The sequence below is a fragment of the Nitratireductor sp. StC3 genome, from assembly GCF_003015025.1.
Taxonomy (GTDB): domain Bacteria; phylum Pseudomonadota; class Alphaproteobacteria; order Rhizobiales; family Rhizobiaceae; genus Mangrovimarina; species Mangrovimarina alexandrii.
The window spans coordinates 146,607-158,493 of sequence record NZ_PYBP01000008.1; the positions used below are offsets into that span (position 1 = coordinate 146,607).

An 11,887-nucleotide genomic window follows, 5' to 3' on the forward strand; every position below is an offset into this window, starting at 1 on the left:
ATCAGCGCGGACGCAGATTGCGCGCCGGAAAGATCGAGCAGGTTTCGGTGCCGAAGGCGAGAAGCTTGCCGCTGGCGTCAAGAAGCTTGGCTTCGGAAACCGCCAGCGTGCGGCCCTTGTGCACGACGACGCCCTCGCAGACCACCTCGCCGGTCCCGGGCGTGATCGGGCGGGTCAGGTTCACCTTGAACTCGGCGGTCGTGTAGGCCTCGCCCTTGGCCAGCAGCGTCTGTACAGCACAGGCCAGGGCCGAATCGAGCAAGGTCGCCGCCCAGCCGCCATGGACGCCGCCGAGCGGGTTCAGATGGCGCTCGCTCGGCACGCCTCGAAACACCGCGCGCCCCTCGGAGACCTCGACCAGGCCGTAATTCAAGGTCGCGCCGATCGGCGGCGCGGGATAGGCCCCGTCGACGATACGCTGCAGAAGCTCCAGCCCGGTGTGATTTTCGATATCCTCGTGCGGGATCGTGCCGACACCGAGCGGAGAGATGTGACCGGGATACAGTTCCACCGCGCTCATTCAGGTCTCCTCGTTCACTGCGACAGCCGTCGCGGCCCGGCTTCGCCTGAGCGCCGCCAAAAAACCGGCCCTGGTCTGCGGCGGCGCGATGCCGCGCGGCTCGTAGACATGCCGGGTGAAAAAATAGCCGGTCAGGCGGAACGCGGCCTCGACCGCGTCGGGATCGCCGCCGCGTCCGGCCCGCGCGTGCAGGAATGCCGGCAGCGGCAGTAGCCGGTCGGCATAAGGCTCGCCGGCCAGGCGCGACACCGCGCGCCCGGATTTGGGCGAAACGTAGACCAGATCCTCGACCGCGCCGGTGGCCGCGCAGCGCGACAAATCGAGCCCGAAACCGAGTTCGTCGAGGATCAGCAGTTCGAAACGCACGATCAGTTCGGCCGCCAGGGCCTCGTCGTCGAGATGCCGCAGGATCACGCCCAGCGTCTCGAAAAGCCGGGGATGCGGGTCGCGCTCGGGCAAAAGCCGCAGATGCGCGGACAGGGTCTGCAGACCGTAGACGGCGCAGGCGCCCGACAGGAGCCGGGCCGCGTTCAGTTCCAACGCCTCGACCTGATAGGTGCCGAGATGCTCGTCGAGCCGTGCCCGCCAGGCCAGTTCGACACGGTTTCCCGCCTGCAGCAGCGGCTGCTGCTTGCGCGAACGCCCGCCGCGCACCAGACCGAGATGTCGGCCATGGGCGCGCGTCATCACCTCCAGAATGAGGCTGGTCTCGCCGTGCCGGCGCGAACCGATGATGATGCCCTCGTCACGCCATTCCATTGCCGATGCGTGAACCGATTTCATCCGGAAGGCAAGACCGGCCGGGCCGGTCAATCGACGGAAGCCGCAGCCCATTCGAAGCTGACGAGAAGATCGATCGCGTAGACGACCAGCACCAGGAGGGCGACGACGACCAGCCCGGCGAAGGTGCCCTATTGTTCCACGAGATTGAGATGGTCGCGGTCGGCGCGGCGTATCCAGCCCAGCACCTCGGCGTGGCGGTCCTCGACATATTCCTTCGGCATCAATCAGCCACATGCGTCGCCTGACAGTAGATGAAGGGAATCCGGAGCACGGCAAGCAGCACGCAGGTCAGGACCAGGTAAAACCATTCACTCGTCATCGATCGCGCCGCCGGCAAAGGACGATGGCGATCAATTTAACATAAACATAGATTAACTGATGCCGGCGCGATCAGCCCGGATAGTCGAGCCCCATTTCGCGATAGCGATCCGGGTCGTCGCCCCAGTTCTCGCGCACTTTGACGAACAGGAACAGGTGCACCTTCTGCTCCAGCACCTCGGCGATTTCCTTGCGCGCGGCGCTGCCGATCGCCTTGATCGTCTCGCCCTTGTGACCGAGCACGATCTTCTTCTGGCTGTCGCGCTCGACATAGATCACCTGCTCGATTCGCACCGAGCCGTCCGGCTTTTCCTCCCATGTCTCGGTTTCGACATGCGAGGAATAGGGCAGTTCCTGATGCAGGCGCAGATAGAGCTTTTCGCGGGTGATCTCGGCGGCGAGCTGACGCATCGGCAGGTCCGAAATCTGATCCTGCGGATAATACCACGGGCCTTGCGGTAGGGTTTCGGCGAGGTAGTCGAGCAGATCGTCGCAGCCCGAGCCGGTCAGCGCGGAGATCATGAAGGTGCGCGAGAAAGCCGCCTTTTCGTTCGCAGCCGCGGCCAGTGCCAGCAAGGTCTCCCGCTTGACCCGGTCGACCTTGTTTAGAACCAGCACCATCGGTTGCGAGATTTCACCGACCCGGTCGAGCAGCGCCTCCGCGTCGCCTCTGATTCCACGCTCGGCATCGATCATGACCACAACGATATCGGCGTCCCTGGCCCCGCCCCAGGCCGTGCTGACCATCGCCCGGTCGAGGCGGCGGCGCGGCTTGAAGATGCCGGGCGTGTCGACGAACACGATCTGGGCATTGCCGTGAATGGCGATGCCGCGCACGATCGCGCGCGTCGTTTGCACCTTATGGGTGACGATCGAAACCTTGGTGCCGACCAGTTGGTTGATCAGCGTCGACTTGCCCGCATTCGGTGCGCCCACCAGCGCCACGAAGCCGGAATGCGTCGACGTGCCGGTGCGTTCGGTGTTTTCGGTCACTGTGCCGGTTCCGTCTTTTCCCATACGCCCTCGCGCACCAGCATCGCGGCAGCCGCGGCCTGCTCCGCCTCGCGCTTGGCGCGGCCGCTGCCCCTGGCCGGGGCAAGGTCGCCGACCCTGACGCTGACGGTGAACAGCGGCTCGTGATCGGGGCCTTCGCGGCCGTCAAGCTGGTAGGCCGGCGTCGTGCCTGCGGCCTGGTGGGCCCATTCCTGCAACGCGGTCTTGGCATCGCGCTCAGCCCCTTGCGCCTTGCGGCTGCGCGGCTCCCAATATCTCAGGATGAAGGGCCGCACAGCATCGAGCCCGCCGTCGAGATAGATCGCGGCGATCAGCGCTTCCATGACGTCGGCGCGGGTGCTGCGCCCCTTGCGCCCCGACGCGGATTTGAGCCCCGATTCGGCGCGGATGAAATCGGCCAGGCCGATCTCCTCGGCGACCTCGGCGCAGGCCTCGCCGCTGACCAGCGCGTTGAGCCGAAGCGCCAGTTCCCCCTCGGGCGCGCCGGGGAAGGCGTGAAACAGAAGATCGGCCACGACCAGCCCGAGCACGCGGTCGCCGAGAAATTCGAGCCGTTCGTAATCCGCACCTGACCGGCGCCGGGCGCTCGAATGCGTCAGCGCGCGCTCGAGCCGCTCGAGATCGTTGAAAGCATACCCTGTGCGCTCACGCAGCGCGTCGACCAACGCCGGCCCGGAAAAGCGTTTTCTGGCCGTCATCTGATCATGTTGAACAGGCGCGTCGGGCGAATCTGGCTCGGCCATTTCCAAATCTCGAGCGGGCTGGCGCCGCCGGAGATGGAAAAGAAGATGATGTTGGCGCGGCCGACCAGATTTTCCTCCGGCACGAAGCCGAACACGCGGCTGTCGGCGGAATTGTCGCGATTGTCGCCCATCATGAAATAATGTCCGTCCGGCACGACGAATTCGCGCGTGTCGTCGCTGATGCCGTTCGGCGTCACGTCCAGCGTATCGTAGGAGACGCCGTTGGGCAGGGTCTCGCGATAGACATCGACCGGGCGGTTGACCTCGGTGATGTCCGGATTGTCGATCTGGCCGGTCTTTTCGCGAACCACGGGCTCGCCATTGATGTAAAGTTGACCCTCGCGCATCTGGATACGGTCGCCCGGCAGGCCAATGACGCGCTTGATGTAGTCGAGCGCCGGATTGGGCGGATATTTGAATACCGCCACGTCGCCGCGCTCGGGCGCACCGTCCCAGATGCGGCCTTCGAACAGACCGGGCGAAAACGGCAGCGAATGCCTAGAATAGCCATAGGCCCATTTGGTCACGAAGAGATAGTCGCCCTCCAGAAGCGTCGGGCGCATCGACCCGGACGGAATCGAAAACGGCTGAAACAGAAATGTCCTGATCACCAGGGCCAACAGCAGCGCCTGGACGATGACGTTGACAGTCTCGCCCAGCCCGCCAGATTTTTTCCGCGATTTGTCAGCCACGCTCATTTTGTCCTCAAATCAGTCAGCCGACCGGTCTTATCGGCTTGCGCGGCGCGGAGCAACGGCATTGCCCGGCCGCCTGCGGCAAACATCGCGATCGTGGCACTTATTCGGCACGAACCGCCTCGATGATCACGAACGCCTGGGCCAACGGATGGTCGTCGGTGATGGTGAGGTGGATCCGCGCCTCGTGGCCCGGTGGCAAAATCATGCGCAGCCGCGCCGCCGCGCCGCCGGTAAGCTCCATGGTCGGGCGGCCGCCGTCGAGATTGACCACGCCCATCTCGTTCCAGAACACCCCCTCCGCGATCCCCGTCCCCAGCGCCTTGGCGCAGGCCTCCTTGGCCGCGAAGCGCTTGGCGTAGGAAGCCGCGCGGTGTTTGCGCCCCTCCGATTTCGTTCGCTCGGTCTCGGTGAAGATGCGCTGCGTGAAGCGTCGTCCGTAGCGCGCGAGCGAGCGTTCGATGCGACGGATGTCGATCAGATCGGACCCGAGACCGACAATCATCCGCGCGCAACCGCCCCGTCGGCCGGCCGTACGGCGCGGCGCATGGCCCGCTCGGCGAGGCGACGCTGGCGCTGGCGCCGAAAGGCGGCCACGCCCCAGCGGGTCACAAGGTAAAAACCGAGCGCGAATGCCATGCCGAGCGGGATGCCGCCGGCCGTCATCGGTTTCAGGAGCGGGTCCCAGAGCTGGGAAAATTCGAGATGGCGCAGCATGCGCCCGAAATGGATCGTCGCCGAGGCTCCGGGCTGACCGCTGCCGAGAAGGAAGCTGCCGAATTCGAAGGTGCTGGCCCAGATAAGCGGAAAGGTGATCGGATTGCCGATGGCGGTTCCGATCGCCGAGGCAAGCAAATTGCCGGCGAGAAGCCAGGCGAACACGGCGGCGAAAACGAAATGAAACCCGAGAAAGGGCAGGAAGGAGACGAACACGCCCGAGGCGATGCCGGCGGCGATGGCGTGCGGCGTCGCATTAAGGCGCAGGACGCGTTTGACGTAGTATTGGGCCGAGCGCCAGAAAGAGCGACGCGGCCACACGAATGTGCGTGTTCGCTCCCACATGTCCGCCGGCTTTCTACGCCGAAACAACATCGATCAACCACCCCGGCTCGTTCGCGGAAATCGGGATCGGAACCATGTCCGAACGCCGCCGCCGGGCCCAACCCGGCCAGGCAACCATCCCATCACCCGCTTAACAAAGATATAGCCCCGCAATGTGGCATCGCCAACATCGATATCCGTCACAGCGCCGGCACGCGCTCCCTGTGCGGTTCGTCGTCGGGCGCAATCACCCTAGCCGTTGACACGATGTCCTTCGCTGACGGACGGCGTGTCGCGCAACTGCCCGAGCAGCCGGTTGAGATGTTTGAGGTCCCAAACCTCGAGATCGAACACCATTTCGGTGAAATCGGGGGCGGTGCGCACCATCGACAATTTGTGGATGTTGGCATCGTTGGAGGCGATCACTTGGGCGATTTCGGCCAACGACCCCGGCTCGTTGATCGCGGTGACCGAAATGCGCGCGGGAAAGCGTTCATTGGTGCCTTCGAGGATATCCCAGCGCACGTCGATCCAACGCTCCGGCTGGTCGTCGAAGGCGGTCAGCGAAGGCGACTGGATCGGGTAGATGGTGATGCCGGAGCCCGGCTGCATGATGCCGACGATGCGGTCGCCCGGAACCGCGCCCTCGGGAGCGAAACGCACGGGAAGGTCGCCGGCGACGCCGCGAATCGGCAGGGCGCCGTCCTCGGAGAGCTTTTTCTTGCGCTTCTGCGCGTCCTCCTTCTTGGCCGACCGGCCGGGAATCTTGAACAGCATGCCGGCGGCGTTGCGCAGGTTGAACCAGCCTTCCTCGCGCGGGCGCGGCGCCGCGGTCACGCGCTCGTCCTTGTAGTCGGGAAACACGGCGCGCAGCACGTCGGGCGAGGACAACTCGCCGCGTCCGACCGCCGCAACCACGTCCTCGATGTCCTTGCGCGCCAGGCGGTGCAGCACCGGCTTCAACTGATCGCGCGAATAGGTGTGGCCGGCCCGCTCGAAGGCCCGTTCGAGGATGCGCGTGCCGAGGCCGGAATATTGCTTGCGGATCGCGGCGCGCGTGGCGCGCCTGATGGCCGAGCGCGCCTTGCCGGTGACGACCACCTGTTCCCAGGCCGCCGGTGGCACCTGCGCTTTGGAACGGATGATGTCGACCTCGTCGCCGTTCTTGAGCTCCGTCATCAACGGCATGATGCGGCCGTTGACCTTGGCGCCCACACAGGTGTCTCCGACATCGGTGTGGACGGCGTAGGCGAAATCGATCGGTGTCGCGCCGCGCGGCAGGGCGATCAGCTTGCCCTTGGGCGTGAAGCAGAACACCTGGTCCTGGAACATCTCCAGCCGGGTATTTTCCAGAAATTCCTCGGGATTGTCGCCTTCCGACAACGCCTCGATGGTGCGGCGGAGCCAGGCATAGGCGTTCGTCTCGGTGGAGATCGCATGGCCGGCGCCGTTCGGCTTACTGCCGAGATCCTTGTAGATGGAATGGGCCGCGACGCCATATTCTGCGACCCGGTCCATGGCGTAGGTGCGGATCTGCAGTTCCACGCGCTGGCGAGAGGGCCCGACGATGGTGGTGTGGATGGAGCGATAGTCGTTCTGCTTCGGCGTCGAGATGTAATCCTTGAAGCGGCCGGGCACCATCGACCAGGTGGTGTGGATGGCGCACAGCGCCCTGTAACAATCCTCCACGCCGTCGACCAGCACACGAAAGCCGAAAATGTCGGAAAGCTGCTCGAAGGAAAGCGCCTTGGTCTCCATCTTGCGAAACACCGACCAGGGCTTTTTCTGGCGGCTCTTCACCTCCGCCTTGATGTCGTATTCGGCAAACAGCGCCGACAGGGCGGACTCGATCTCGCCGATGACGCCGCGATTGCGCTCGAAGATTTCCGTAAGGCGCTCGGTCACCGCCCGATAGCCGCCCGGATTGATATGCTTGAAGGCGAGTTCCTCGAGCTCCTCGCGCATGTCCTGCATGCCCATGCGCCCGGCCAGCGGGGCATAGATGTCCATGGTTTCCTCGGCAATGCGCAGGCGCTTGTGCTCCGGCACGTGGTCAAGCGTGCGCATATTGTGCAGCCGGTCGGCCAGCTTGACCAGCAGCACGCGCACGTCTTCGGAGATGGCCAGCAACAGCTTGCGCAGATTTTCCGCCTGCTCGGCCTTCTTGGAAACGAGGTCGAGCTTCTTGAGCTTGGTCAGACCGTCGACCAGCTTGCCCATGTCCTTGCCGAACAGCTCGTCGATTTCCTGACGTGTGGCGGTGGTGTCCTCGATCGTGTCGTGCAGCAGGGCAACGGCGATGGTCGATTCGTCGAGATGCATGTCGACCAGAATCGCGGCGACCTCGAGCGGATGCGAAAAATACGGGTCGCCGGAGGCACGCTTCTGGTGGCCATGCTTTTGCATGGCATAGACATAGGCCTTGTTCAGAAGCGCCTCGTTGACGTCGGGCTTGTAGCGCTGCACACGCTCGACAAGCTCATACTGGCGCATCATCGTCAGGCCGGCTCCGCAAACGAAACATGCGCCGCGGCGACACGGCGCATGTCATAATTATACACGAGCGGCCGCCCCCGGTAGGGGGCAAGACGCCTCGCCATCAGAAATCGTCGCTTTTCTCCGGCGGAACCAGGCCTTCGATGCCGGCCAGAAGCTCTTCTTCGCTCATCCGGTCGAAGGAAACCGGCTCGTCCTCGCTCGGCGCCGCCTCGGCGATCGGCGACGCGGCCTCGTCCTGCTCGATCACGGCCGGCTCGTCCGCCTCGGGCTCGTCGACCTCGACATGCTTTTGCAGGGAGTGGATCAGGTCTTCCTTCAGATCGCCGGGCGACAGCGTCTGGTCGGCGATCTCGCGCAGCGCCACGACAGGGTTCTTGTCGTTGTCGCGATCGACCGTGATCGCCGCGCCCTGGGAAATCTGCCGAGCGCGGTGACCGGACAGGAGTACCAGCTCGAAACGGTTTTCGACCTTATCGATACAGTCTTCAACGGTGACGCGGGCCATCAATGCCCCTTTCAGCTTCGATTGTTCGGGATTCGGTCGGCTCCATACTCCGGATACGGCCGAATTACAAGCATTGCCGCACCGGCCCCCGCCGCTGCGCGCGCCCTGTCGACGCGGCGGCGGCCGCTAGAAGGACGGCGCGGCGACGCCGGCGCGCCGGCAGGCCGAGACCAGCGTGTTGGCCATCAGCATGGCGATCGTCATCGGTCCGACGCCGCCCGGCACCGGCGTGATCGCCCCGGCCTGCGCGCAAGCCGCCTCGAAGTCGACATCGCCGACCAGACGCGTCTTGCCCTCGCCCTTCTCGGGCGCAGGAATCCGGTTGATGCCGACATCGATCACGGTGGCGCCCGGCTTGATCCAGTCGCCCTCGACCATCTGCGGCCGGCCCACCGCGGCCACGAGAATGTCGGCCGTGCGGCACAGCGCAGCGAGATCGCGGGTCCGGCTGTGGGCGATGGTCACGGTTGCGTTGGCCGCCAAAAGCAGATTGGCCATCGGCTTGCCGACTATGTTCGAGCGGCCAACGACGACGGCATTGAGGCCAGACAGATCGTGGCCGCGCACACGCTGCGTCAGGATCATCGAGCCGGCCGGCGTACACGGCACGAAGGCGCTATCTGTTTCGCCGGTGGAGAGCTTGCCGACATTGATGAAATGAAAGCCGTCGACATCCTTGTCCGGGTCGATCGACTGAATGACACGACCCGCATCGATATGAGCGGGCAAGGGCAGTTGAACCAGAATGCCGTGAATGGCCGGGTCGGCATTGAGGTCGGCGATCAGAGTAAGAAGCGTTGCTTCATCGGTGTCCTCGGCCAGTTCGTGCTGCACGGAATGGAAGCCGCATTCCTTGGCCTTTCTGGACTTCGAGGCCACATAGACCTGGCTGGCCGGGTCGGAACCGACGATCACCACCGCGATGCCAGGCACGACGCCAGCCTGCGCGCGCAGGCTCTCAGCCCCCTCCTTCACGGTCGCGACGACTTCGTCCGCGACCTTGCGCCCCTCTATCAGTTCGGCCATTCGACGCTCCCCCGAATCCATTCGATCCGGGAGCTTTATGCGACAATCGGCACGGACGATACCTGCCATTGCGTCGCGGCGTGCCGTAAACGCGAAAGCCGTCAGATGAAGCGACGGCGGCCGCGATTCTCACTGAGCTCGCGCAGGGCTTCGCGGAACTCGCGCAGGCTCTCGCGGATTTCGTTGATTGCCGCGCTGTCATGCTCCTGTGCCTCGACGGGCGTGTCCATGGCGGGGCGAGCAGCGGCGTCGGCATGGGGCGCAGGCCCCCTGTCGGCCGGGCCTGCCTGCGGCGGCGCCTGATGCTGCCACGACGGGGCATGATGCTGCGGAACGGGCCAGTAGGGCACCGTCTGCGGCGCCGGGTGGGCCCAATAGGCCGGCGGTGCGGGCGGATAGCCAGGTCCGGCCGGGCCCCAAGGATGATAGGATTGCGGCGCGGAGCTATGGATCGGCGCGGCGGACGCGGAACCGGGCTCGCCGGCGAAAGCCGGATGCCAGCCATAGGCCGAGCCGGGCGCGGGATAATGAGCGCCGGTGGCCGGGTCGTACCAATAGGGCCCTTGAGGGCCGTGAGCATTGTCGGCCGTTTCAGGCGAACGTGATGTTTGCCAAGCTGAATAGTCCGGCATTCGGTGCATATCTGCCTCCTCGGCGGTCTCCGTCGCGGCGGCGACGGGTTCGGTTGCACTGGATTCGCGGTGACGGGACTCGGAGCCGGAAGCCTCTACAACATCGGGCTGCGGCGACTGGGTTGTTGGGGCGAGAGCGCCATCGTCTTCAGGTTCGTCGCCCTCCTCGCGCCGCCGCTCGATAGGCGCTCGCGCGTGGCGCGGCGCCGGCGAGACGGGGGCAGGCGTCCGGTCGGGCGCGGCGGACGTTCTGCTGCCAAGAGTGGCGCGAAAACTGTCATAGGCGCCACGGGCCGCGCCAAGTCCAACGCCGGCGCCAAATCCCAACATCGTGACGAGTACCGTCATCGTCTTGCGCGACATGCCGGTCGGTTCGAGCGGCGGCGTGGCTTCGGAGATCACGCTGATATTGACGGCGTTGATGTCCTTTTGCTCCCCGGTCTCGCGGGCGCGCATCAAGAACGTCTCGTACACGGCCCGTTTGGCGGCGGCTTCGCGTTCCAGCTCGCGCACCGTCACCAACTCGTCGCTGAGATTGGCCTGGCGCGCCTTGAGCTGCGCAAGACGCGCGGCCAGTTCCTGCTCGAGCTGCACAGCCCGTTTGAGGTCGACTTGGATCGACTGGGCGACCAGGCGCAGTTCCTGCGAGATCTGCTGACGCGCGCTGGCAAGCTGGGCCTCGACCGCGGCGCGTTCTGGATGCCGGGGGCCGAGCTTGGCGCCGAGCCGGTCGGCCTCCTGGCGAAGGGTCGAATATTGCGCCCGCATTTCGGTCAGAACCGGAGAGTTGATCTGCTCGGGCAAGTTTCCCGTCAAGATGGTATCGACCGAGATCGAACGCGCCGACTCCGCACGCGCATTGAGTTCAAGCGTGCGGGCGCGCGCGGTGGTGAGCTGGTCGTTGAGCTTGATGATCTCATCGTCGCTGATCAGGCGACCCTGGGCGTCGACGATGTCGTTTTCGGCCTTGAAGGCTTCGATTTTGCGTTCCGCTTCCTCGACTCCGGCGCGCAATTCTGACAATCGGGACGACAGTTCGTCCGAGGCCTTGCCGGCCGTGCCGGACTGCAAATCGCCGTAGGCTTCCAGGAACACCTCGGTGACGGTGTTGGCGATCAGGGCCGCCTTCTGCGGGCTTTGCGATTTGGCGGCGATGGAGATGACGAAGGTCTTGCCGCCGCGCTCGGCATCGACGGCGCTGTAGAGGTTCTCCACCGTTATCGCATGGCGGTTGGCATTTGCCCCCTCGCCGCCGCCGCCGGAGAACGAAATCAGGGATGTCAGCCCGGAAAACAGGCTGCCCAGGCCGCCGCCACCGCCCTCGCCGTTGAACTCGGGATCCTGGACCAGATTGAGCCTGGCGACGGTCTTGTTCATCACGGTGCCGGAAAGGATGACCCGCACCTGGTTTTCCACCAGCGCCAGGGTCGCGTCGGACGGCAGGCCGCCGGACGTCAGATCGCGGTCGACGAACTTGATGTCGCGCGGGTCGACCAGCATCTCGGCGATCGCCTGGTACTCCTTCGGCGTCGACAAGGCGATGAACACGCCCAGCAGCGCCCCGCAAACCGTCGTGGCGGCTATCAGGCCTTTCGAGTTGAAGACGCCGCCGATAACGGCCATCGGATCGATCAGCGGCCGCCATTGGGAATCGCCGTCGTCGACTGAAGAGACAGGCTGGAAGCCCCGACGCCGGGAGGCGTTTGTCGTATCCGGACCGTCGGCCGGCGCCCCCCTGTAGGTCTCGCCCCCAGGCGCGTCTACGCCGCCGGCCCGGCGCTGCGGCCACTCGGGCCTGGCGTCGCGCTCCTCGTTCGTTCGCGGCCCATCCCCGATCGTCGCCTTAGCCTCCGAGGCGGTGGACGCGCGCGACGAGGCCAAAGCCTGGATCAGCGAACTATGGCCCGCCTCGCGGCTCGAGCGCGCGACCTCGTGGCGTTCGGCCGGGGACACCGTCGGGGCGTCGGAAGAGGTCGCCGGCTTGCGGCCGGCGGTCGCGCCCTGCGCACGCGACGCGTCCGCCTGCGGATCGACAAGGGCCAGGAGAGACCCTTTTCGCTTCTTGCGGTCGCGGTGGTCGAATGCAGGCATCGGTTCGCACGTCTCGGATA

The 11,887-nt window shown here is 65.3% G+C and carries 11 protein-coding genes; all 11 read right to left on the reverse strand.

The window, feature by feature from the left end:
* Nucleotide 1: 1 nt before the first annotated feature.
* Nucleotides 2-520: a PaaI family thioesterase gene (locus C7T96_RS16880; RefSeq protein ID WP_106572413.1), complete on the reverse strand. Its 519-nt coding sequence runs from the start codon at nt 518-520 to the stop codon at nt 2-4.
* Nucleotides 521-1,279: a DNA repair protein RecO gene (gene recO, locus C7T96_RS16885; protein WP_106572414.1), complete on the reverse strand. Its 759-nt coding sequence runs from the start codon at nt 1,277-1,279 to the stop codon at nt 521-523.
* 414 nt (nt 1,280-1,693) lie between these two features.
* Entirely contained in the window at nt 1,694-2,614 is a 921-nt protein-coding gene (gene era / locus C7T96_RS16890; protein ID WP_238719727.1) for a GTPase Era, read from the reverse strand.
* On the reverse strand, nt 2,611-3,333 hold the full coding sequence (rnc, locus tag C7T96_RS16895; RefSeq protein ID WP_106572416.1) for a ribonuclease III: 723 nt from the start codon (nt 3,331-3,333) through the stop codon (nt 2,611-2,613). Before rnc ends, era begins: the two co-directional genes overlap by 4 nt.
* Entirely contained in the window at nt 3,330-4,076 is a 747-nt protein-coding gene (gene lepB / locus C7T96_RS16900) for a signal peptidase I (RefSeq protein ID WP_106572417.1), read from the reverse strand. Before lepB ends, rnc begins: the two co-directional genes overlap by 4 nt.
* Nucleotides 4,077-4,176: 100 nt before the next feature.
* Nucleotides 4,177-4,578, reverse strand: coding sequence for a holo-ACP synthase (gene acpS, locus C7T96_RS16905; RefSeq protein WP_106572418.1), 402 nt, complete (start codon nt 4,576-4,578; stop codon nt 4,177-4,179).
* Complete coding sequence (locus C7T96_RS16910) at nt 4,575-5,135, reverse strand: DUF2062 domain-containing protein (protein WP_338036292.1); 561 nt, start codon at nt 5,133-5,135, stop codon at nt 4,575-4,577. The genes acpS and C7T96_RS16910 overlap by 4 nt, the downstream gene beginning before the upstream one ends.
* A 231-nt stretch (nt 5,136-5,366) precedes the next feature.
* On the reverse strand, nt 5,367-7,610 hold the full coding sequence (locus C7T96_RS16915; RefSeq protein ID WP_106572420.1) for a bifunctional (p)ppGpp synthetase/guanosine-3',5'-bis(diphosphate) 3'-pyrophosphohydrolase: 2,244 nt from the start codon (nt 7,608-7,610) through the stop codon (nt 5,367-5,369).
* Nucleotides 7,611-7,713: 103 nt separating this feature from the next.
* Complete coding sequence (rpoZ, locus tag C7T96_RS16920; protein ID WP_106572421.1) at nt 7,714-8,118, reverse strand: DNA-directed RNA polymerase subunit omega; 405 nt, start codon at nt 8,116-8,118, stop codon at nt 7,714-7,716.
* Nucleotides 8,119-8,244: 126 nt separating this feature from the next.
* On the reverse strand, nt 8,245-9,144 hold the full coding sequence (folD, locus tag C7T96_RS16925; RefSeq protein WP_106572422.1) for a bifunctional methylenetetrahydrofolate dehydrogenase/methenyltetrahydrofolate cyclohydrolase FolD: 900 nt from the start codon (nt 9,142-9,144) through the stop codon (nt 8,245-8,247).
* A gap of 101 nt (nt 9,145-9,245) precedes the next feature.
* Nucleotides 9,246-11,867: a succinoglycan biosynthesis protein exop gene (locus tag C7T96_RS16930; protein ID WP_106572423.1), complete on the reverse strand. Its 2,622-nt coding sequence runs from the start codon at nt 11,865-11,867 to the stop codon at nt 9,246-9,248.
* Nucleotides 11,868-11,887: the final 20 nt, after the last annotated feature.